The organism is Parafilimonas sp., assembly GCF_051953455.1.
In the GTDB taxonomy this organism is placed as follows: domain Bacteria; phylum Bacteroidota; class Bacteroidia; order Chitinophagales; family Chitinophagaceae; genus Parafilimonas.
This window is the reverse complement of record NZ_JBQCIT010000048.1, coordinates 74,577-98,272: the sequence shown is the minus strand read 5'-3', so window position 1 is coordinate 98,272 and position 23,696 is coordinate 74,577. Positions and strand designations below refer to the sequence as shown.

Annotated in this window: 21 protein-coding genes; 11 read left to right on the top strand and 10 right to left on the bottom strand. The window is 40.8% G+C overall.

Translation table 11 applies throughout. From position 1 onward, the window contains the following. Positions 1 to 349 precede the first annotated feature (349 nt). From ACTHN6_RS17350 to ACTHN6_RS17325, 6 genes are all read right to left on the bottom strand, one after another. Entirely contained in the window at positions 350 to 958 is a 609-nt protein-coding gene (locus ACTHN6_RS17350) for a YceI family protein (RefSeq protein ID WP_440437043.1), read from the bottom strand. An 18-nt stretch (positions 959 to 976) separates the two neighbouring features. Further along, entirely contained in the window at positions 977 to 1,450 is a 474-nt protein-coding gene (locus tag ACTHN6_RS17345) for a cupin domain-containing protein (protein ID WP_440437042.1), read from the bottom strand. A gap of 194 nt (positions 1,451 to 1,644) precedes the next feature. After that, on the bottom strand, positions 1,645 to 2,382 hold the full coding sequence (locus ACTHN6_RS17340) for a LytR/AlgR family response regulator transcription factor (RefSeq protein WP_440437041.1): 738 nt from the start codon (positions 2,380 to 2,382) through the stop codon (positions 1,645 to 1,647). After that, entirely contained in the window at positions 2,379 to 3,473 is a 1,095-nt protein-coding gene (locus ACTHN6_RS17335) for a sensor histidine kinase (RefSeq protein ID WP_440437040.1), read from the bottom strand. The genes ACTHN6_RS17340 and ACTHN6_RS17335 overlap by 4 nt, the downstream gene beginning before the upstream one ends. 114 nt (positions 3,474 to 3,587) lie before the next feature. Further along, positions 3,588 to 4,853: a type IX secretion system histidine kinase PorY gene (locus ACTHN6_RS17330; protein WP_440437039.1), complete on the bottom strand. Its 1,266-nt coding sequence runs from the start codon at positions 4,851 to 4,853 to the stop codon at positions 3,588 to 3,590. Between the two features lie 6 nt (positions 4,854 to 4,859). Beyond that, on the bottom strand, positions 4,860 to 5,537 hold the full coding sequence (locus tag ACTHN6_RS17325; RefSeq protein ID WP_440437038.1) for a response regulator transcription factor: 678 nt from the start codon (positions 5,535 to 5,537) through the stop codon (positions 4,860 to 4,862). 223 nt (positions 5,538 to 5,760) lie between these two features. On the opposite strand from ACTHN6_RS17325, the gene ACTHN6_RS17320 reads away from it, so the two are divergent. After that, positions 5,761 to 6,078, top strand: a complete 318-nt coding sequence (locus tag ACTHN6_RS17320) for a heavy metal-binding domain-containing protein (protein ID WP_440437037.1) — start codon at positions 5,761 to 5,763, stop codon at positions 6,076 to 6,078. 37 nt (positions 6,079 to 6,115) lie between these two features. After that, on the top strand, positions 6,116 to 6,940 hold the full coding sequence (locus ACTHN6_RS17315; protein ID WP_440437036.1) for an SGNH/GDSL hydrolase family protein: 825 nt from the start codon (positions 6,116 to 6,118) through the stop codon (positions 6,938 to 6,940). Between the two features lie 67 nt (positions 6,941 to 7,007). Here ACTHN6_RS17315 and ppsA read toward each other — a convergent pair whose 3' ends face one another. The 4 genes from ppsA to ACTHN6_RS17295 form a co-directional block, all read right to left on the bottom strand. Further along, positions 7,008 to 9,623 (bottom strand): phosphoenolpyruvate synthase, encoded by a 2,616-nt coding sequence (gene ppsA / locus ACTHN6_RS17310; RefSeq protein WP_440437035.1) that lies wholly within the window; start codon positions 9,621 to 9,623, stop codon positions 7,008 to 7,010. Between the two features lie 311 nt (positions 9,624 to 9,934). Beyond that, the gene (locus ACTHN6_RS17305; RefSeq protein WP_440437034.1) at positions 9,935 to 11,425 is read right to left on the bottom strand and encodes a Do family serine endopeptidase; all 1,491 of its coding nucleotides are present in this window, start codon (positions 11,423 to 11,425) and stop codon (positions 9,935 to 9,937) included. Between the two features lie 145 nt (positions 11,426 to 11,570). Then, positions 11,571 to 11,807, bottom strand: coding sequence for a hypothetical protein (locus ACTHN6_RS17300; RefSeq protein WP_440437033.1), 237 nt, complete (start codon positions 11,805 to 11,807; stop codon positions 11,571 to 11,573). A 144-nt stretch (positions 11,808 to 11,951) separates the two neighbouring features. After that, positions 11,952 to 12,215, bottom strand: coding sequence for a DUF4834 family protein (locus ACTHN6_RS17295; RefSeq protein ID WP_440437032.1), 264 nt, complete (start codon positions 12,213 to 12,215; stop codon positions 11,952 to 11,954). Between the two features lie 165 nt (positions 12,216 to 12,380). On the opposite strand from ACTHN6_RS17295, the gene rimP reads away from it, so the two are divergent. The 9 genes from rimP to ACTHN6_RS17250 all read left to right on the top strand — a co-directional run bounded on the left by rimP (position 12,381) and on the right by ACTHN6_RS17250 (position 23,676). Further along, a complete protein-coding gene (gene rimP / locus ACTHN6_RS17290; RefSeq protein WP_440437031.1) occupies positions 12,381 to 12,851 on the top strand; it encodes a ribosome maturation factor RimP in 471 nt (156 codons plus the stop codon). Positions 12,852 to 12,892: 41 nt separating this feature from the next. Continuing rightward, positions 12,893 to 14,140: a transcription termination factor NusA gene (gene nusA / locus ACTHN6_RS17285; protein ID WP_440437030.1), complete on the top strand. Its 1,248-nt coding sequence runs from the start codon at positions 12,893 to 12,895 to the stop codon at positions 14,138 to 14,140. Positions 14,141 to 14,245: 105 nt separating this feature from the next. Beyond that, entirely contained in the window at positions 14,246 to 17,152 is a 2,907-nt protein-coding gene (gene infB / locus ACTHN6_RS17280; RefSeq protein WP_440437029.1) for a translation initiation factor IF-2, read from the top strand. Positions 17,153 to 17,236: 84 nt separating this feature from the next. Continuing rightward, positions 17,237 to 18,613 (top strand): peptidylprolyl isomerase, encoded by a 1,377-nt coding sequence (locus ACTHN6_RS17275; RefSeq protein WP_440437028.1) that lies wholly within the window; start codon positions 17,237 to 17,239, stop codon positions 18,611 to 18,613. A gap of 68 nt (positions 18,614 to 18,681) precedes the next feature. Beyond that, complete coding sequence (locus ACTHN6_RS17270) at positions 18,682 to 19,140, top strand: MarR family winged helix-turn-helix transcriptional regulator (protein ID WP_440437027.1); 459 nt, start codon at positions 18,682 to 18,684, stop codon at positions 19,138 to 19,140. A gap of 69 nt (positions 19,141 to 19,209) precedes the next feature. Then, positions 19,210 to 19,737 (top strand): YceI family protein, encoded by a 528-nt coding sequence (locus tag ACTHN6_RS17265; RefSeq protein ID WP_440437026.1) that lies wholly within the window; start codon positions 19,210 to 19,212, stop codon positions 19,735 to 19,737. 14 nt (positions 19,738 to 19,751) lie between these two features. Beyond that, entirely contained in the window at positions 19,752 to 20,312 is a 561-nt protein-coding gene (locus ACTHN6_RS17260) for an NADPH-dependent FMN reductase (protein WP_440437025.1), read from the top strand. Positions 20,313 to 20,377: 65 nt separating this feature from the next. Next, positions 20,378 to 22,225 carry an amidophosphoribosyltransferase gene (locus ACTHN6_RS17255; RefSeq protein WP_440437024.1) on the top strand — a complete coding sequence of 616 codons (1,848 nt, stop codon included), beginning with the start codon at positions 20,378 to 20,380 and terminating at the stop codon, positions 22,223 to 22,225. Positions 22,226 to 22,353: 128 nt separating this feature from the next. Continuing rightward, the gene (locus ACTHN6_RS17250; RefSeq protein ID WP_440437023.1) at positions 22,354 to 23,676 is read left to right on the top strand and encodes a cation:proton antiporter; all 1,323 of its coding nucleotides are present in this window, start codon (positions 22,354 to 22,356) and stop codon (positions 23,674 to 23,676) included. Positions 23,677 to 23,696 lie beyond the last annotated feature (20 nt).

Genomic DNA, 23,696 nt, shown 5'->3' with positions numbered 1-23,696 from the left:
TAAGTAGTTTTCAAACTATACCTAACCCTGACAAGTTGATGGAAAACGGATACTTTCTCCATACCTCCTCGTACCCTCCTCCATACCAGGAGCATATTTACTGCATAGTTTATGGAGCTTATATCGTTACGTTGAAATCATTATTACCGGTACTGACGCTTGTATGATATAAAAACAAAGAATCGGTTTCTCAAGTGCATAGCCATTATTTAGAATCAGCCTTACCCCATAACTGCTTGCATATTTTAGGCAGGTACTTACTTGCAGCCTATTTAAAATAAAATGAGGCTGCCCGATTTTTGGTGCAGCCTCTTGGTGTTAGCAGGTAAGCAAAAAGTTATACCCCCGTTTATTTATGGGTCACCGTAATGTCAAGCGTAATATCCACATCCGGTAAAATATACAGATCGCCTTCCGGATCGCTGTAGCTATCCATACCCCAATCAAGACGGTTAATGGTAAACACAGCCTTCGTAGTAATCTTGGTGTTATCAATAACAATTTTTGCAGGAAAATGAATGCGGCTGGTTTCACCAATCATGGTAAAATCGCCGGTGATCAATTTGTTGGCGCCTTCAATGGCATCGCCCTCTTCTTCTTTATAATCCACGACCTCCAGTATTTTAAAGCTGGCATTGGGATAAAGTGCCACGTTAAAAAAATCTTCGCTTTTTAAATGATTTAATAGTTGCGGCTTTGTTGTATCCGGCAAATCATCATTGGTAATGCTGGTAATGGGAATGATAAAATCACCGCCGGTTATATTGCCTTTTCCATCTGTTTTTACCGTGCCGGATACATCGAATGTTCCTGTATGAAAATGATCGGGCGCAGCACCTTTCCATTTCACCACAGAAGCGTTTTCATCAACGGTAAATCTGTTCAGGTCTTTATCATCTTTTGAACAGGCTGCGGCTAATGCCATTGCAGCAATAATTATGTATTTTCTTGTTTTCATGTATTGATTAATTTAGTGTTAGAGAAATTTTATTTCATAGGTATTGGTAAGCACCTTCAGCATGTCTTGCATCTGTTCCTGCGAAGGGGCCTGCAGATTGGTATTCAGGAAAGGTTCACCGTTACATGGCTTACTGAATTCAATAAAATAATGCCACAGCCTGCCGGGTGTAATGAGGTTAATGAACCTTGCCGTATCTGAAATTATTTTAAAATGATGCGGGGTATTCCGCGGTGCAAACAGGGCCTCTCCTGCATCAAGCCAGGTGGTTATATTTCCAACCGTAATTTTTAACAGGCCTTCCAGCACATAAAATGTTTCATCTTCCTGCGTATGCAGGTGCGAAGGCGGTTCTGCGCCCTTTGGCAATACAAAATCCAGCAGGGCAAGTTCGCCGTTGCTTTGCTCAGGAGAGATAAGTGTTTTGAAATAGCCGCCCTGGTAACTGCGAAAGCTGTTGACGTTTACATCGGTCAATTCAATTTGTTCCATTGTTTAATTGCGTTTTAATTTTTTTGTGGCGCAATATTGAAATGATTTGAAAGGATGTTCAAAAGAAACAGACGGAAGTTGCTTTTTATCGACAAATGGTATTTTATGAAGCTGAATGAAAATAAAAACAGCGTGATGATGACGCAGGTAATTGTTATGAAAGAAATAGAATAAATAAAGTCTATCGCCTTCAACTATATGATATTGGCTGCGCCCGGATTAAATTTTTGAAAGCTTACTGATTTGTAATTACGCCCTATCGGGATTTTATTGCCGGCAATAATAACATAGTTGACGTGGTAACTTTCAATCTTATTCAACGGCACAACATAAGAACGGTGAATGCGCATGAACTCGCCGATAGGCAATAGGTTTTCTGCAACACTAATCTTTTGCTTGGTGGTGAAGGTTTTTGTTTTGGTTACAACTTTTATATAGTCTTTCACACTTTCAATCCACCATATTTCAGCCGTATCCACTTTTACCAGTTGCCTTTCAATACGCAGGTATAAATACTGATTGTTTTTATTGGCTTCAGCTATTTTTTTTGCCGGCTGCACCTGTTCGGGTTCTTTTTTTACCAGCGACATTACTTTATCCACGGCACGCAAAAAACGGTCGAAAGCGATAGGCTTTAACAGGTAGTCCACGGCATTCAGGTCAAAGCCCTCCACGGCATAATCCTGGTAAGCCGTAGTAAAAACAATCATGGGCGGGTTTTTAAGGCTGCGTGCCAGGTCTGTGCCGGAAAGTCCTGGCATCTTTACATCAAGAAACAGTAAATCTATTTTGTTATGCTGTATAATTTGAAAAGCTTTTATTGCATTGTGACAGGTATCTACAATTTCAATTTCAGGAATATTGGCCGAATACCTTTTAATGATGTCGATGGCATGCGGCTCATCATCCACAATAAGCGTTCTTATCGTCATGCAACTGGTTTTGAGGCCTCGTATAATTCAAGCTTTAATTCTGTAATAAACAATTCTTCTTCATTATATATATTAAATCTATGTCTTGCAGGATATAGCAATACGAGCCTTTTCTGCACGTTTGATAAACCTATTTTACTAAAATGCCTGCGGCTATCTGCCGTATTACAATCCGGTTTGCTGTTGCTTACCTTAAAAATAAGTTCTCTGTCGTTTACCAAAACATCAATATTTATCCATGGTACGCCAATGGTTTCGCCGGCGCCATGTTTAAACGCATTTTCTACCAATGGCAACATCAGCAGCGGCGCAATTTGCTGACCGTTTACATCACCTTTTATATTGAAGTTTAATTCCAGCCGTTCTTCATAACGCAATTGCTCCAGCTTAATATAATCATGCAATATATCAAGGTCTTTTTTAAGCGATACTTTTTCAGCATTACATTCATACAACATATAACGGAGAATATTGGAAAGGCCAAGAATGATTTCCGGCGTCCGCGGGGAATTATCCAATGCAAAGGCATAGAGATTATTAAGCGAGTTGAACAGGAAATGCGGGTGTAACTGGTTTTTTAAAAAATTCAGTTCCGCCTGTGTGGCCGCCTGTCTCCTTTCATACCATAATGAAATAAATTTAAGTGTAACGCCTATCCAGACGACGACATTGCTTCTTTCAAGGGCATTGGCAAAATCCAAAGGTTCCAGAAACTGCTGCCACCGGCTTTCATCCATTTGCGGCCAGTTAAGCTTTACATTCCTTTTTGTGTACCAATGCAGGATATAAGGATTGGATATAAAAATTTCAAATAGTCTGTATAAACAGGCCACGCATATCATAACCACCAGCACAGCTATTATTGCCTGCACATATTTTCCGCGGGAAAAAAAACGGGGGAGTATCCAGCCGGATAGAATATAAAAGTAGGTTACATGCACCGGCAGCAGCATAACAATAATAGTTATGCCAAGGCTATAACTGTTGTAAGCGGTGCCATATATCAGCGTTAGCAGCAGGAAGGCAAAAACCCAAAACACTACATGCCTGAATGCGGGATATGCCAATACTGATTGCCTGTTTGCAGCCATATTCACAAATCTACTTTAAAGCTTTGCTGTTTTAAGATTGATAGATGAACAACGGCATTTATCGACGAATGAAAGGATGAGTGCAGCAGGCATTGATTTTTCTGTTTGCTGAAATCAGGAAGTAACCGGCTTCTTTTTTAGATCAAAATATACAACACCATTTGCTGTGCGATAATGAATAAGCAGGTTATGTGTATCTGCAATCTTCTTCACAATGGCAAGCCCGAGGCCGTTAGAACTCGCATCTGTATTGCCTTGCGTCATAAAACGCCTGAACAGCTTTTCCTGTGGTATGGCTTCATACAAACTTGTATTACTGATGCAATAACTGTTTGCTGTTATGGTTATTTCAATACGGCCGCCCGTATAATTATATTTTACAGCATTGCCCAGCAGGTTAGATACAAGCGAGTCAGCAAGCAGCGGATGCAGCGGCATTACAAATTCGTCTTCAAAATTTGTGGTTACGGTTAACTGTTTGTCATTTATTAATTCCGCAAGCAGGCCGAGGTATTTTTTGGTTACCGCATTTAAGCTTAATGCAGTGGTTGTTTTATATTGATAGTTTTCAATCCTGGCCAGCAGCAACAGCCCCTGGTTTAATTTCGATAATCTTGTTAAAGATGTGGTGGCCTCAAGAATCAACCGGATATCCTCCTGCGATAAATTTTCATTTTGCAGCAATAATTCGAGTTTGCTTTGCGCAACGCTCAACGGCGTCTGCATTTCGTGTGCTGCATTTTCCGTAAACTCTTTCATGTTGATGAAATCATTATAAATCTTTTCCGCCATGGCATTCAATGCCGCATTCAGTTCATTGAATTCTTTGGTGTAGGTTTTCTCAAAATGTGTTTCCTGGATGCGCTGCAAATCTGTGCCCCTTATTGTATGGAGTGAACGGTAAAAAGGCTTCCATAATTTTTTACTGATGATCCAGTTGAACAATATGGTTGCAATAAAAAGCCCGGCAAAAACCAGCAATATAATTTTTGTTGTATTGGCTATTAAAGCCGCTTTTTGTTCCTGCGATTTTTTAATGATAACCTGGTAAGAAATGCCATATATTGAAACAACCTGCGACAACTGCCGGTAAGGCACTGCGGCAAGGTTGCTCTTTACATCGGTGATGGTGGCATAATTATTTGGCGGTATGTCAACCGGGTAGATGGATATATCCGGCGTTCTTAAAATAAAAGTAACACCGGCGGCAATTTCGGTTTGCAAATATTGAATCCAGGCAGCTTCTTCCTGTAATAATTCTTTATCGCTCCTATTGTTTAATTCCTTGCTGAACTGGTTAAACAGGTAAAAGCCTGCCAGCAGGAGCAGCATGGTCATTGCGCTTAGAAAATATAACGTTGTTTTTGTAAGAAGCCTCATGCTGTTTTAATTATCCGTAAACCTGTATCCAGATCCATACACTGTTTTTATATAATCCCCGCTGCCTGCATCAACGAGTTTCTTGCGCAGGTTTTTAATATGCGTGTATATAAAATCATAGTTGTTTAAATATTCATATTCATCGCCCCATACATGCGATGCTATGGCATGCTTGGTGAGCACCCGCCGCTGGTTCACAATAAAATATTCCAGCAAATGATATTCCTTTTCTGTAAGTTCTACGGTTTTATCATTCACCGTAATTCTTTGCGCGTCGGGATCCAATTTAATTTCATTAAAAACAATGGTTTTATTGCCGTCAAACGACCTGCGCCGCAATACTGCATTAATACGCGCATTTAATTCTGATAAATGAAATGGCTTGGTGATGTAATCATCTGAACCTGATTCGAGCCCTGTTAATTTGTCTTCCAGTGAATTCTTCGCCGAGATAATAATGATGCCCGCTTTCGATTCCATATTTTTCAATTCTTTTATGATATCGAGGCCGCTGCCGTAAGGCAGGCCAATATCCACAACAATGCAATCGTAATTAAACTGCTGAATTTTTTCTTTTGCATTTAAAAAATTATCTGCGGTTTCACATATATAACCCTGGTATTCCAGGTATTGCTGAATGGATTGCTGTAAAGCCTTTTCATCTTCTATTATCAGGATTTTCATGCAGGTATTTTCACTTTACAAAACTGCGGTAATAAAGTTTATTTAAAAAGTGAAAGGGCACGTTAGCCTTCTTTCATAGAATTATTATGCAATTATGTTTTTAATCAGCATTAATATAAAAATGATTTATTGTTGATTAAATTCTAAAAGAGTTAATGGCTTATGCGTTTATATAAAGTACTTATTTTAAAATCGTTTATTTTTATTTAAAAAAATCATACATATGTTACTCACTACAACAAACAACATTGAAGGCAAGCCTGTACAGGAATATTTAGGCATTGTAACCGCAGAAACCATTATCGGTGCTAACATTTTCAAAGATATTTTCGCAGGCATAAGAGATATTGTGGGCGGCAGAAGCGGAACGTATGAAAGGGTTATTGAAGAAGCAAGAACCAATGCGCTCCGGGAACTGGAAATGCGGGCACAGCAAATGGGCGCCAACGCAGTTGTGGGCATCGATCTTGATTTTGAAACGGTGGGTTCAGGCGGAAGCATGCTAATGGTGGTGGCTACCGGCACAGCAGTAAGGATATAACTTAAATTGTAATTACAACATTGCACAAATTCAATTCATGAAGCGGTTATTTTTTATCATTGTTATTGCAGCCATCGCCATCTCTTTCACAAAGAAAGAAATTACATGGACAGCCATCGGCGATTCTATTACTTATTTAAATGAACATCCCGACGAAACGGCCAATCGCATAACCAAAGGTTATATGACATTGGTTACAGAAAAGCTGCCTTACATTCATTACATTAACCAGGGGCATAACGGCTGGACTTCCGGCGGCATTGCCGATAAGATAGATTCACTGGGTCTTACTAAAACGGATGTTTATTCGGTATTCCTTGGAACAAACGACTGGTGGGCAGGGCGCACATTGGGCAGTATGGATGATTATAAAAACAATACCGGCAACAATACTGTGTATGGTTCGTTCCGCATCATCATCAATAAGCTGCGCAGCCTGAATAAAGAGGCGAAGATCATTCTCATTACACCAATGCAGCGCCTGGATTTCGTTTACATCAACGACATGAAAAATAATGCATGGGGTTCTTATAAAGCAAAGAATAATCAAATGCTTTCACAGTTTGCAGATGCAATTATTGCCATCGCGAAATATGAACATTTTGATCTCGTTGACCTTTATTATAAAAGTGGTATGAATTATAAAAACCTGGTAAATTATAAGCGCCTAAAAGATCCGAAAACAGGCGTTTATAAAAATTATACCTGGCCTGGTTTTATTGATATCCCCTTTAATCCGGCCACGGATGAATACCCTTATCCGGTTGATGCCATTAATATGACCTATGATGGATTGCATCCTTCAGATAAAGGATTTTCAGTTATTGCTGATATGCTTGTGAAGATTATGAAGAAATATTAAGTAACTTATAATGCTTTTAACTTATCAACCAATCAGCAACTCAACAAATCAACTTCTCTACAGGTCATTACAATAACTCCACATAACCATCCGTTCCGTTCATCCGTATTCTCTGCCCGTCTTTTATGAGGCCGGTGGCATTTTCCACGCCCACCACCGCAGGTAAGCCATATTCCCGCGCAATGACGGCACCATGTGTCATCAACCCGCCTACTTCGGTTACAAGGCCTTTTATGGATACAAATAACGGCGTCCAGCCGGGGTCGGTAAATGAAGTAACCAATATATCGCCTTCTTCCATCACGGCATCTTTCATGTTTACGATTACACGTGCCCTTCCTTCAATAACGCCTGATGAAACTGCCAGCCCTGCAATGGCGCCGGGCGGAAGATTCTCCCTCTTATATTTCCCGGTAATAATTTCTCCGTCTGATGTAATAACACGGGGCGGCGTTAGCTTTTTAAAATGTTTATATTCTTCCTTACGCCTCCGGATAATTTGTTGATCAGCTTTGTGTGTACGCACCACTTCATGCAATTCCTCAAAGCTGAGATAATAGATGTCTTCTTTTTCATTTATAACATTGGTTTGCACGAGCCGTTCCGCTTCCTTTAATAAAGCCTGTTTATAAACAAAGTAACGGCTAACAATATCGTATTTCGGATACTCACGATAGCCGATAAAATTCCGCACCAGGTCTACCATCATTTTTGTTTCGCTCATCTTTTCTTCACCATCCGGTAATTGTTTTAAGCGGGCTAACAAACCTTCTTCTTTTTTTAAAGCCTCCCGCTGTCCCTGCTCAAACTTTCGCCTGCTTTCACCAGGTTCAAAATTTTTAATGTTGTTAAGAATGACCGGAACAATCGTAACCGGATTTTCTGCCCAGCGGGTTCTTGTTATATCTATCTCGCCGGCGCAGCGCATTCCATATTTGTCAAGAAAAGCGGCAATAGCATCATGCGCTTGTTGCCCGCCTTTAAATTGAACCAGTTTATCTAAAAAATTATTATTCTTTACCTGCCGGAGGTATTCTATTATTTCCGGGTAAGGACGAATTACATCTGCAACATCAAGTAAACGCATGCCCATTTCAGAAGTAACATTGTTTGATACAGATTGAGAAAGCGTATCGGCTACATTCTTTTCACCTAACCAGCCATTCATTTTCTCGTTAAGCCATGCGGAAGCATGAATGCCAGCCATGATCACATTCAGATTTTTCAGGTCTGATGCACGCTGTTTCCGCTGCTGCATATTTTCCAGGATACAATCAAATACTTCCAATCCTGATTTTGTTTGAATGTTATGCTTTAACGCTGATAACGATGCCTCACTGTCCTTAATCAAATCTTCAACAATTGCCGGGTTGCTTCCTGCCTCTGCAAGAATATCCGCAGCCGACATGCCCTTATGACTTTTAACAGGGCCTGCTTCGTTTTTGTCATTGGCATCCAATTTTATAAAATCTCGTTCTATAATGGTAATAAGCGCATCTTTTATAAGCGGATCAGAATGTCCTAAAACATCTAATAAGTTTTGCCGGCCGGCCGTTGAAGCCAGGCTCTTCGTAATATCCACAAACAGCCTTCCGCCGCCGGTTTTAAACATGGCCCTGTTGCCTGTTAACAACCAAAACGATATGCCCAGCGGTTTCATAGCATCCGTCATCATTTGCTGATGGCCTACAGAAACATAAACATGATTTTCTGCATCATTTGCTTCCGGTATGGGATATAAAGTGGTGATAGGCCGGCTCTGTACAATATAAAAATGATTATCTGCCAAACACCATTCAATATCCTGCGGGCAACCAAAATGTGCTTCAACTTTTCTTCCGATATATTCAAGTTGTAAAATTTGTTCATCCGTTAATACCTGTTTATGCCGGTGTTCAACTGCAATCTTTTGTTCTTTTGTGCCGCCATCTTTCACAGCATAAACAGCCAGCCGCTTGTCAGCCATTTTTTTATCTGTAATCTTACCATTATGCACTTTGTAATTGTCTGCATTTACAATTCCGGAAACCACAGCTTCTCCTAATCCATAGCCTGCATCAACGGATAATATTTTCCTGTTGGAAGTAATGGGGTCGGCTGTAAACAAAATACCGGCAGCCTGCGGAAAAATCATCTTCTGAACAATTACGGCCAGGTAAACTTTACGGTGGTCAAAACCGTTTTGAATGCGGTAAGTTATGGCCCGCTCCGTAAACAGCGAAGCCCAGCATTTACTGATATGTTTGAGGATGGAATCCTTTCCCATAACATTCAGGTAGGTGTCCTGTTGGCCTGCAAAAGAGGCTGTTGGCAAATCTTCTGCAGTGGCGCTGGACCTTACTGCATAAGCGTTTTGGTCTCCAAGCCTGGAAAGATGAAGGATGATTTCATTGCAGATATTTTGAGGAATGGTTGCTGCTTCTATGATCTTACGGATCTCTTTGCTGAGCTTATTAATTTTATCACGGTCTTCTATGTTCAGCAACGATAGCTGGTTTAACAGGGTATTTACTTCCGTTGTGTTTTCAATAATCTTTTTAAAGGCTTCGGTTGAGATGCAGAAGCCACCGGGAACGCTGATTGTTTCAATTTTAAAAAGTTCGCCGAGATTGGCAGCCTTGCCGCCGGCAATATTGGATGTTGCTTTGTTAACGTTTTCCAGTTCGAATACAAATGAATTCATGCTGATGTTTTTATTGGTTGTAGTTTGTTTAAGAGCTACCGGTCTGACGCTTTTCAAGCGGTGAAAAATGAATGAAGTATTTACTGAGCGTCTGAACGTTATTCATATTTAATGAGCCTTAACCAAATAGCTGAAACAGCTTCTAAATTATCTGTTATGAACAACGCAAAAAGTGTTTTGCAACTATATTTTTTAAGCACAACAATGGCAGTAACAATTGCGTTATCTAACAAAATAGGATAGAATATATCAAACAAAAAACCCGCCTTATAAAAGACGGGTTTGCTTAAAGACCAGAACACTAACTATGTTTAGCCATTCAAATCATTCAATGCGTATTTATATTCTTCTTGTGGATTGTTTGGATAAATACCGCTTATAATTGCGCTGTTGCCTGCATTTTTCAAGGCGTCTTTTAATTCATCCACAGTGCTTACTTTGTTACCGTTTACTTTGGTAATAACAAATCCTTCTTTAATTCTTGTTTGATCCGTTAATACACCCTGGCCCAATTGTTTTACTACAACACCTGAGCTGATATTTAGTTTTGAAGCTTTGTCTTTATCAAGGTTTTCAAATGATGCACCTAACTGGTCAATCACCTGTTCCTTCATGCTGGCATACGTGCCTGATGAACCTTTTAAAGTTATTGTGGCTGTTTTTTCAGAACCATTATGCGTATAGGTAATATCTATTTTATCGCCTGGATGAAGTGAACCGATTTTACCCATTAATTCTGTACCGCTATTCAGTGTTGAACCATTGAGCCTGGTTACAAAGTCGCCTTTTTGTATGCCGGCTTCTTCCGCAGCGCTGCCTTTGGCCACATCCATTACAAAAACACCATTACCGTCTTTAATATTATTTTTAGCGCGGTCTTCTGCACTCAATTGATCATTGGGAAACATAATACCGAGATAAGCCCTTTTTGCACTGCCATATTTTACAATATCATTAGCCACCCTTTGCACCAGGTTTGATGGAATGGCATAAGCATAACCGGCATAAGAACCAGTGGGCGAAGCAATAGCGCTGTTAATGCCGATAAGGTCGCCGTCTGTATTCACAAGTGCACCACCGCTGTTGCCGGGGTTAACGGCTGCATCCGTTTGAATAAAAGATTCAATGGCAGAGCTGCTGTTGCGGCTGTTAATGCCAATGTTTCTTGCCTTGGCGCTTACAATACCTGAAGTAACGGTTGTTTCAAGATTAAGCGGGTAACCAATTGCCAAAACCCACTGGCCAAGATGCACATCATCTGAATTGGCAAAAGTGATATAAGGCAGGTCTTTGGCGTCAATCTTAACTACAGCAAGATCGGTGCTGGGGTCAGTGCCAACAACTTTGGCTTTGTAATCGTTTTTATCATTAAGCGTAACGGTTACTTCTTTGGCGCCATCCACCACGTGATTATTCGTTACAATATAACCGTCTGCAGTAATAATAACACCTGAACCCGAAGCTTTCTGATCGGGCATTGCATTTTGATCGCCATCGCCAAAACCAGGCCCGAAAAATTGCCTGAACGGATCAGGTATCTGCGACATATCCGCAGTTTGCGTGGCTTTCAATACGGTTTTAATGTGCACTACAGCAGGGCTTGCTTTAGTGGCTGCTTTTTCAAAATCAACCATTGGTGCCGGGGAATTACCGTCAACATACCTTGCATTTTTAAAAAGCGAATTTGCTCTTTGTGTATAGGTTAAAGGACTTTTATCCTGGAATTTAGTATAAGCCCAAACGCTTCCCGTGGCAACGATGGCCGTTAAAAGCATTGCCGTTAGAATCTTCTTTAATGTCATGTCTTTAAAATTTAATTAGTAAAAACCAAATTTCAAACGCAGTTCTAAAGCAATTCTGAAGAAAACTGTAAACGGCCTGTTAAACGCTTTTGCCTTAATGTTAAATAAAGCAGCGGTCTATTGAAGAGATTATATCGTACAAAAATTATTGCTGTAAAGCCGCCGCAGAGTCTCTTGCTTTAATGGAATCTTTGCGGTATTGGCTGGTGTCAATATCTGCATTGGGCGGCGCATAACCATTAGGATTGGGGCCAACGGTAGTATCCATTATGCCATTACTTTCATCTATCCCATTCATTGAGTCTGTTTCGGAAACATTATTGGATCCTGTAGAACAACTTAGCGCCATCATACAAGTAAGTATCATTAAAATATTTTTCATAAAATCTTTTAATGATCTCTATCAACTATTTTGCCGTTATGGAATCAGGAACAATTATATAGATATTTAGCTTGTATTCTGTGGCAGTAATTAATTCAATGAATGAATTGTACAGAAATATCCCTGGGTTTTTTGAATCGGAAATTATTTTATTTCTTCAAAATCTATATAATCTTCAGCGGGCGGCTTGGATTTTGCAGCAGCGCTTTTTGAAGTATTAGCAGAATTACTATTATTTGAATGGGCATTGCCGGCAGCCTGTTGCTGATAAGCTTGTTGCTGGCGGTTCATCTCATTCACCTTGTTGCGCACCTGCGAAGTAGTCCTTGAAACAGGCAGTACAAAATTGAAGATGAATTTGTATAAAAGATAGAAAACCAAAAATGTAAAAAGCCATTCGAGTATCATGTGGTAAAATTACAATTTTTCAATTATTGGCCTTAAACGCTCCTCATAATTTCACAACTGGTTAACCAGTGCAATATTTGGATGATAATAAATAACGTTATACATTTGCAAACGGAAATCATTTTTGGAAGGGAACGCAGTCGTTCCCTTCTCTTTTTACCATATATGAATTCGGATTCTGTTTTAAATAGCATTGAGCAAATAGTAAGCACTTTTCTTGAAAGCGAGCCTGGTTATTTTTTGGTTGAAATAAAAATTAAACCAACCAGCAATATAAAGGTTTTTATTGACGGTGATAACGGTATTTCCATTGAAAAATGCGTTCAGTTTAACAGGCAGTTATATAAAATAATCGAGAGCAAAAATTTTTTCCCACCCGGCGATTTTTCACTTGAGGTTTCATCTCCCGGCATTGATAAGCCTTTAAAAATGCAGAGACAGTATTTAAAAAACGTAGGCAGAAACGTGGAGGTAAATTTTAACGATGGCACTGCTGTAAATGGCCGTCTGCTGCAGGTTTCAGGCGACGATATTATTGTAGAGCAAACAACAGGCAAAGGAAAAAAAGCCGAAACAAAACAATTGGTTATTCCATTTTCAAACATAAAAACAACAACAGTTCAAATTGAATTTTAATCGTGCGGTTTGTAAATCGTACTTCATAAATCGTAAATCGTATGGCAAGTATAAATCTAATTGAAGCCTTTCAGGAATTTAAGGAAGCTGAAAATATCGACAGGCCTACTATGATGAAAGTAGTGGAAGATGTGTTTAAAACACTGCTTAGAAAAAAATATGGCAGTGATGAAAACTTTGATGTGATAGTAAATGCCGAAAAAGGTGACCTGGAAATTTTTCGTCGCCGCATGATCGTGGAAGATGGCGAGGTGCAGGACCCGCTGGCCGAAGTTGCTTACAGCGATGCGATAAAAATTGAACCCGATTTTGAAGTGGGCGAAGAATTGTACCAGGAAGTGGATATGCTCGATTTTGGCCGTCGCGCCATTCTTGCGGCAAAACAAACTTTGGCAAGCCGCATCAGCGATTTAAAAAAGAATGTGCTTGTAAAAAAATATGGCGACAGGATTGGCGAAATAATTACCGCGGAAGTTTACCAGGTTTGGAAAAAAGAAGTTTTACTGATGGATGAAGAAGGCAACGAATTAATTCTGCCCAAAAGTGAACAAATACCGCAGGATTATTTCAAAAAAGGTGAAAATATCCGTGCCGTTGTTGCCCGTGTGGATATGAAAAATAATACGCCGGTCATCATATTAAGCCGTACCAGTCCCGAATTTCTGGCTAAGTTGCTCGAGATTGAAGTGCCTGAAATTTTTGATGGCCTCATCACTATAAGAAAAATAGTAAGGGAGCCGGGCGAACGTGCTAAAGTGGCTGTGGAAAGTTTTGATGACAGGATCGATCCTGTAGGTGCCTGCGTTGGTATGAAAGGCAGCCGCATTCATGGCATAGTTCGTGAGCTGAAAAATGAAAACATTGATGTAATTAACTGGACGAGCAATATCCAATTGCTTATTCAGCGTTCACTTACACCTTCCAAAATAAGCTATATGGATCTCGACAATGAAAATAAACATGCTGATGTTTATTTGAAAGCCGACCAGATTTCCCTGGCAATTGGCAGAAGGGGTGTGAATATTAAACTTGCCTGCGAGCTTACCGATTACGACATTGATGTATTCCGTGAAAATGAAGGCGAGCAGGAAGAATTTGATATCGATCTGGACGAATTTAGCGACGAAATTGATACATGGGTTATCGACGAATTAAAACGCGTTGGATGCGATACAGCCCGCAGTGTGATGGATTTAGGCGTTGACGAGCTGGAACGCAGAACAGACCTGGAAAAAGAAACAATAGAGGACGTAAAAAGAGTATTAAAAGCAGAATTCGAAAAAGAATAATATTGCAGGTATAAAAATTGATTGAAATTAGCGCGCTTAAAAAACTATGCACGCCAATTATAGAAACTTCAAAAACTGAAGCCTGCACAAAACAAAAAAAATTGAATGGCTGAAATTAAGTTACCAAGATTATTAGGCGCTGCCAAAGAATTCAATATTGGTCAGGATACACTTATTGAATTTTTGGTAGGTAAGGGTTTTGATCGGGACGAATTAAAGCCTACGGCAAAGCTTACCCTTGAAATGTATGAGGCTTTACAGCACAACTTCCAGGGCGATAAAAATGCAAAGTCGAAGGCCGACCAGATTGAAATACCTAAAAGTGTACAGGCTGAAAGAAAAAGAAAAGAAGAAGAGGAAATTACATTCAGAAAAGAAGAATCTAAGCAGGCTGCACCGGAAGTATCCCCCAAACCTGCGGAAGCAGTTGCGGAGCCCGAAGTAAGTCCTGAGCTTCCAAAACCTGTTGAGCCTGTAATAAATGAAGAAAAAGTTGAAGAGCCGGTTGCAGAAGTTGTTGCCAGTGAACCTGAAGTTATAAAGATCGAAGCTCCTGAAATTGAAGGGCCGAAGATTATTGATAAAATAGATTTATCAGCAGTAGGCAAGCCCAAAAAAACTGAGCAACCACAACCACAGCCACCTGCTGAAGAGGTAGCACAGCCCGTTGAAGAAGTGCCCGAAATAGCACCGGTGGAAGAGGCGTCTGAAGCTGCCCCGCAGGAAGAAGAACCTGCTCCTGCACCCGATGAACCTGTGGTTATACAGAACATAAGGGCAGAGAGAATTGAGGGCCCTAAGGTTTTAGGCAAAATAAGTTTGCCGGTAGAAAACGACACCAGGCCCAAACCTGGTCCGGCCGCACCTCAGCGTGAAGAAAAACGCAAACGTAAACGTATTCCCATCGATAAAAAAGGCGTAGGTAGTAACCCGCCTGAAAGAAGAACGGAAGGCCAGCAACAACCATCACGGCCATCACAGGGCGGTGGGGGCGATAACCGTTTCCGCAGGGACGGTGGCGGTGGCGGTAATCGCGGCCATCATCCGCAACGTGGGGGTGGCGGCAGGGATAACCGCAGACCTGTTATACAACACGATAGGGAGATTGACCCAAATGAGATAAAAAGGAAAATTCAGGAAACACAGGCTATTCTTTCCGGTTCTGCGGGCAAAGGCAAATCAAAGGCCAAGCACCGCAGGGAAAAAAGAAATGAGGCCATTGAAAATACGGCAGAAGGCGAAACAAACAAGCTGCAGGTTACAGAATTCGTAACTGTGAGTGACCTTGCAAACCTTATGGACGTAAGCTTTGCCGATATCATCAGCAAATGTATGAGCCTGGGTATAATGGTTTCCATTAACCAGCGCCTCGATGCGGAAGTTATTGAACTGGTTGCCGGCGAATTTAATTATGAAGTTGAATTTATCGGCCTTGACGATGCTGAGGAAGAAGATGAAGAAATTGAAGATGATGAAGAAGATTTATTGCCACGGGCGCCCATTGTTACTATAATGGGTCACGTAGATCATGGTAAAACTTCTTTGCTTGATTATATCCGGAGTGCTAATGTGGTTGCCGGTGAAGCTGGTGGCATTACCCAGCATATCGGTGCCTACCAGGTAACAATTAATGGCGATAAAAAGATAACTTTTCTTGATACACCCGGTCACGAAGCATTTACAGCCATGCGTGCCCGCGGGGCCAAAGCTGCGGACGTTGCGGTGATTGTAATTGCCGCCGATGATGCCGTGATGCCGCAAACAAAAGAAGCCATTAGCCATGCCCAGGCTGCCAACCTGCCCATGATATTTGCCATTAATAAAATTGATAAAGACGGTGCAAACCCTGCCAAAATATATGAGCAGTTATCGCAAATGAATATTCTGGTTGAAGAATGGGGCGGTAAATATCAGAGCCAGGAAATATCTGCCAAAAAAGGATTGAATGTTGATCTTCTGCTGGAAAAGATATTGCTCGAAGCCGACCTGCTCAATCTCACGGCTAACCCAAACAGGGAAGCATCCGGAACTATTATTGAAGCTTCACTGGATAAAGGCCGTGGATATGTTGCCACCGTGCTCGTACAAAACGGAACCCTCAGGCAAAGTGACCTTATAGTTTCCGGCCAGTATTTTGGAAGATTGAAAGCGTTGACCAACGAACGTAACCAGCGTGTAACTGAAGTGCCGCCATCAGCGCCTGTTCAGATATTAGGGTTGAACGGAGCGCCGCAGGCCGGTGAAAAGTTCAAAATATATATGGACGAATCAGAAGCGAAAGATGTTGCCACAAGGCGTTCGCAGATTATTCGCGAACAGGGATTGAGGACCCGCAAACATATTACGCTTGATGAAATAGGCCGCCGCCTCGCATTGGGTAATTTCAAAGAACTGCAGATCATTATTAAAGGCGACGTGGACGGCTCTGTGGAAGCGTTAAGCGATTCGTTGCAAAAACTTTCAACCGAAGAAATCGTGGTAAATGTGGTGCATAAGGCTGTTGGCCAGATTTCTGAAAGCGATGTATTGCTGGCAACTGCATCAGATGCCATCATCATCGGCTTTAATGTGCGCCCTTCAAGCCAGGCGAGCAGGCTTGCACAGAATGAAGGCGTGGAAATAAAAACCTACTCCATCATCTATAATGCTATTGAAGAGGTAAAGAGCGCCATGGAAGGCATGCTCGAACCTAAGGTGGAAGAGAAAGAAGTGGCCACAGTTGAAATTCGTGAAGTATATAAGTTTGATAAAGCCACTGTTGCCGGTTGTTATGTACAGGAAGGAAAAATTAAACGCGACAGTAAGATCCGTCTTTTCAGGGATGGCATTCTTATCTACCCGAGACAGGAAGGCGCATTTGCAGAACTGGGCAGCCTAAAACGCTTTAAGGATGATGTGAAGGAAGTAGCTACCGGTTATGAATGCGGTTTAACTATCAAAAATTTCTCAGATATCAATCCTTCTGATACCATTGTAGCATACGAAAAAGAAGAAGTAAAACGCACATTATAGTTCACACAAATTCTTTGTTAAAAGAAAAGCAGGCGCCATGCCTGCTTTTTTAATCATTTACTTTTGGGTTGATTAACATATAGTATGAAAAAAATCTTTTTGTACCTCTTTCTTTTCACACTGGTTGCGGCAGCGGCTTCTGCACAAACAAAGCGGATTGTTGCAGACCAGATCATAGCAAAAGTGGGAGATAAAATTATTCTTAAATCTGATATTGAGAATGCTATATCAGATTATAAAAGACAGGCGCAAAATGTTCAACTGCCACCAAACCCTGAATGCGCTTTCCTTGAAGGCCAGTTGGTGCAAAAAGTACTGGTGTTACAAGCCAATAAAGATTCTATAACTATTGGGGATGATGAAATTGATGCATTACTCGACAACCAGATACGTTATTTTATAAGTCAATATGGCTCTAAAGATGTGCTGGAGCAAATTGCCGGCAAAACGGTTTACCAGTTAAAAGAAGACCTGCGTCAACCCTTCATTGAACGCCAGTTGGCTGATAAAATGCGTGCAAAAATTTTGGAGAATGTAAAAATAACGCCTTCAGAAGTGCAGGCTTTTTATGATAAGATCCCTAAAGACAGCCTTCCTTTTTTTGAAAGTGAGCTTGAAGTGGCCCAGATTGTTATTTATCCCAAAGCCAATAAAGACATTGAAGATTATATAACCAACCAGTTGAACGATCTTAAAAAACAGGTAGAAAGCGGCCAGAAGAAATTTACCGACCTGGCTAAGGTTTATTCCCAGGACCCGACCGCAAAAGAAAATGGCGGCCAGTTTAGCATAAACCGTACGGACAAAGGCATTGACCCAACTTTCCTGTCTGCGGCATTTAAATTAAAGGAAGGGCAGGTATCCCCCGTTATAAAAAGCAAATTTGGTTTGCATATTATTCAAATGGTTAGCCGCGCCGGCGATGATGCCGTGGTAAGGCATATCCTCATTATTCCGGCTGTAACGGAAACAGAAATAAATGGCGCCAAACAAAAGCTTGACAGCGTTCGTTCAAGAATTGTGGCCGGTACGCTGAATTTTAATGAAGCCGTGAATAAGTATAGTGAAGATGATGCTACCCGTTACAATGCAGGCCGCATATCTTCTCCTTATGATGGTTCTACGAGGTTAACCATAGACCAGTTGGATAAAGGCATAGTAGCTAACCTTAAAGGTATGAAGGCCGGCGATATATCCCAGCCGCTGGTTTATACAGATGACCGCGGCAAACAGGGTGTGCGGTTAGTGTACCTGGCGCATCAAACCCAGCCGCACCGTATGAATTTAAAAGATGACTATGACCGTGTGGCGCAGCAGGCGCTGGGCGAAAAGAAACAAAAAGCATTGGACGGCTGGTTTAAGCAACATATATCAGATTTTTATATTGATATTGATCCTGAATATCATACATGTAAAAGTCTTGATTTTTGGTTTGCTTCCGAAACAACAGCTTCTAACTAAAAATAAAAACCTCAGTAAAACTGAGGTTTTTATTTGGTAAATTAGATGTATATACATATATTTGCATTGTGAAACTGGAAAAAGCAATTAAAAGTAATAAATTCAAGAGTGAAGTGCATAAAGCTACTTTAAACATTCTTTATACTTCATGGTGGCTTAAAACCAGCATGAGTAAAGAACTGAAGGAATATGGATTAACGCATGAGCAATATAATGTGCTGCGAATATTAAAAGGAAAACATCCCGAACATATCTGTGTAAAGGAAATTGCATGCAGGATGATTGAGAAAAGCTCAAATGTGCCAAGAATAATAGACAGGCTTGAAACCAAAAAACTGGTTAAGCGCACCTCATCTGAATCGGACAGGCGTGAAACGGTAATAGTACTAACGCCAGCCGGGATTAATATCCTTGAGCATAGTACGGAACGGATAAATAAGCTGATGGATAAAATAATGATAATGGATGAAGAAAAGGCAAGAGAATTAAACGGCATCCTCGAAGAAATAAGGGAAACTGAAAAATAAAAGCTTTTATCCTAATACATGTACATACATATTTAATAATAAATAGATAATCACAAGAAACAAACAGTTATGGCAACTTACAAAATTGACGCTGCACACAGCGAAATAGGCTTTAAAGTTAAGCACCTTGTTATCAGTACCGTGAGCGGTAATTTTTCAAAATTTGATGCAACTATGGAGGCCGAAAAAAGTGATTTCAGCGATGCTTCCATATCTTTTGAAGCAGATGTTGACAGTATTTCCACCAAGAGTGAACAGAGAGACGGGCATTTAAAAAGCGATGACTTCTTTAATGCGGAAAAATATCCGAAGCTCACCTTTAAATCAACATCAATTGAAAAGAAAGACGATAATGAATATATATTGCATGGCGATTTAACTATTCGTGATGTAACAAAAAATATCGCATTAAAAGTTGAACATGGTGGCAGTGTGCTTGATCCGTGGGGACAAACCAGGGAGGGTTTTGAACTTACAGGTAAAATAAGCCGTAAAGAATTTGGTTTAAAATGGCATGCACTTACAGAGGCAGGCGGTGCAGTGGTTAGTGATGATGTACGCCTCTTAATAAATGTTGAAATGGTTAAGCAGGCTTAAGAAGAAAGAATAACATGCACATAGAAATAGTATCGGGTAGCCCGCGCATAAACAGTGTAACACACCGGTTGGTTTTGCATCTTCAAAAACATTTGTCGGCAATAACAGCGCACAATGTGAATATAATTGATGTGAGGGATTGGGAACTGAATGTATTGCAGCAGGAGGTTTTCAGAAGTGTAGAAACCACACCGGTTGAATTTAAGCCGCTTGCACAGCGCATGTTTAGCGCGGATGCCTTTATAATTGCTACACCTGAATATAACGGAAGTTATACCCCGGCCATTAAAAACCTCTTTGATCATTTCCCGAAACAATCCAGAAAACCGTTTGGCATTGTTACCGCATCGCCGGGCGCATTAGGCGGCATACGGGGCGGGCTGCAGGTGCAATTGCTTATCTATGCTTTGTTTGGTATTGGGTCTCCGCACATGCTGATTACACCCTTTGTTGATAAAAAATTTGATGAACAGGGCAACCTGCTCGACGCCTCTTTTCAAAAGAATATTGATGTGTTTACAAAAGAGTTTTTGTGGCTGGCCGAAAGTGTGGTTACAGAAGCAAAAACTTATTAACAGGGCTGTTTATATTAACATAAGCATTTAATGAATAATTGTAAATTTGCGCCTTCAATTCCCCAATGAGTGATGCAATAAAACATGAATGCGGCCTCGCCCTCATTCGTTTGAGAAAAGATTTTTCTTATTATCTCCAGCAGTATGGAACGGTAATGTACGGGCTTAACAAGCTCTACCTTTTAATGGAAAAGCAGCATAACCGCGGGCAGGATGGCGCAGGCATTGCCGCAGTTAAATTAAATACTACTAACGGCTCACCTTTCCTTAATCGCGTTCGCAGCAATGCACAGCAACCTATTGCTGATTTGTTTTTTAAGCTTGGTGTAGAAATAAATGAACTGGAAAAATATCAGCCTGATATTAAAAAGCATCCGGAATTAATGAAGGGCCATGTGCCGCTCATCGGAGAGCTATTGCTGGGCCATTTGCGTTATGGCACCCAGGGGAAAAATGATGTTGAATTTTGCCATCCTTTTATAAAGAGAGATTTTACACCCGGTAAAAACCTTGCATTGGCAGGTAATTTTAACCTCGTGAATAAAGATGAATTATTTGATCTTATCAATATAAACCCCGGCCCTTTTCAAAAACAAAGCGACCTGGCTGCCATGATGGAAGTGATACATCATTTCCTGTCGCTGGAAGAAGATAAAAATCCAGGTAAAGCCTGCATTGCCAATGCATTAAAAAAGGCTGCCGTTTTGTTTGATGGCGGCTTTACAGTAGGTGGCTTAACAGGTAACGGCGCTTCATTTGTTTTAAGGGATGCGCATGGCATTCGCCCTGCCTATTATTATATAGATGATGAAGTGGTTGTTGCAGCAAGTGAGCGGGCAGCCATTCGCACCTCGTTTAATGTGGGCGAAAATGAAGTGCATGAATTAATGCCGGGCAAGGCATTAATAATTGATGCGGATGGAAATTATGCCATAGAACAGGTGCTTGAACCCAAGGAAAGAAAAGCCTGCAGTTTTGAACGGATTTATTTCAGCCGCGGCAGCGATGAAAAGATCTATCGTGAGCGTATTGCGCTTGGTTATCATTTAAGCAAGGGCGTTTTAGATGCCGTTAATTACGATTTAAAAAATACCATCTTTTCTTATATCCCCAATACTGCGGAAGTAGCTTATTTTGGTTTATGCAAGGGCATGGAAGATTATCTCAATCAAACCAAAGTAGAAAGAATTTTAAGCTGGGGAAATGATGTTACGGAAGAAAAACTGCAATCCATCATTAACCGCAAAATCCGGCAGGAGAAAATTGCAATTAAAGATGTAAAACTGCGCACTTTTATTACGGAAGACAGCAGCAGGGACGAAATGGTGCAGCACGTTTATGATATAACCTACGGCACCGTTCGAAAAAATGAAGATACGCTGGTTGTTATAGATGATTCTATTGTTCGCGGTACAACACTTAAGGAAAGCATTGTGCGCATGCTGGCCAGGCTTCAGCCCAAAAAAATAATCGTTGTTTCTTCGGCCCCGCAAATACGCTATCCTGATTGTTATGGCATTGATATGAGCAAGCTCGGCGATTTTATTGCTTTCCGTGCGGCAATTGAGTTGTTGAAAGAGAACGGTGATGAATGTGTTATTGAAGACGTTCATCAAAAAATATTGGAACTGGAGCGCTGCAATAAACTCACCGAAGAAAATATGGTGCGCCATATTTATAAACCCTTTACAACGCAGGAAATATCAGATAAAATTGCCCGCCTCATTACACCAAAAGAAATAACTGTACCTGTGCAGGTTATTTACCAAACTATTGAAGATTTACACGAAAGCTGCCCCACCAATACCGGCGACTGGTATTTTACCGGCAATTATCCAACACCTGGCGGTAACAGGGTGGTAAACAAAGCTTTTTTGAATTATATAGCTAAAAAAAATGTGAGAGGTTATTAGGATTTTTATCCATACAATAACTGCACAATCTTTTTTCCTTTAAATTCCTATTACATTTATAGGATTATTGGAATTTAATCCTTTATTTTGAAATCGAAAACCGGCAACTTACCACCAAAAATGTCTCTATGGTTTCAAAACTTAGCTCTGAAGAAGTGCTTAGCTTTCTCATTATTGTAAGTATTATTCTAATTACAGCCCGCGTTTTAGGAGAAGTATTCCGTAAGTTTAAACAGCCTGCAGTAATAGGCGAAATACTTGCTGGTATCCTGTTAGGGCCTTCTTTGCTTGGCACTGTAGCGCCTGATGTTTTCAATGATTTGTTTACCAGCAGTAACGGAATCCCTTACAAAGCTTTCGACGGCCTGGCCCAGATAGGCATCATCCTGCTCATGTTTATTGCAGGTTTTGAGGTTGACCTGAAGCAGATACGTTTGCAGGGCAAAAAGGCCGCTTCCATCAGCCTGATGGGTTTGATTTTCCCCTTTGCGCTTGGATTTCTGGCGGTATGGTTTTTTTATGAAAGGATTTTTTCGGATGCGGCCCACACCAATCTTGTTATTCCTGCCATGTTTTTTGGCACTGCATTGTCTATAACCGCTTTGTCTGTAATTGCTAAAATATTGCTCGACCTTAATATCCTTCGTTCCAAAATAGGCAACCTCGTACTTACCGCTGCCATGATAGACGACTTTCTCGGGTGGATATTATTTTCCATTATTATCCAGATGATGGGTAAAACAGGAGAAGGTTCATTCGCCTCGGTGGCAATGGTGCTTGGCTTTACTGTTTTTATTTTAACCATTGGCAGATGGATCGTTGACAAGATATTAATGATTGCAGATAAATTTTTGTCAACCGGCGGCGTAATGACTTTATCTGTGAGCCTTTGTCTTTTAAGCGCCGTATTAACCGAATATCTCGGAGTCCGCGGCATATTTGGCGCCTTTTTAATGGGCGTTGCCATTGGCGATTCCAAATATTTCCCTGAGAGATTACAAAACATTCTCCACCAGTTTGTGGTAAATATTATTGCCCCGTTATTTTTTGCATCAATAGGATTGCGCGTAAATTTTGTTACCAATTTTAATTTTGAAGTGGTTGCCATCATCCTGTTCATCGCATGTTTTGCAAAGATTATTGGCGCAGGCATTGGCAGCCGCATGAGCGGTATGACGAAAAACGAATCTTATGCAGTGGCATTTGGAATGAATGCCCGTGGTTCGCAGGAAATTGTACTTGGCGCTTTGGCGCTGCAGGCTAAAATAATTGATGAACCAATTTTTGTTGGGCTGGTAGTTATGACGGTAGTTACTATCCTGATGGCCGGTCCATTAATGAAGTATTATCTCGGCAGGGAAGACAAACTGGCGGCCAACAAAATAGCAGGTATGCAACCGCCGGGCATTGAAATTATGAAACAGCCGGAAAAGACTATTGCCGGCATTTAGATATTTTAAGCGTTTTATCA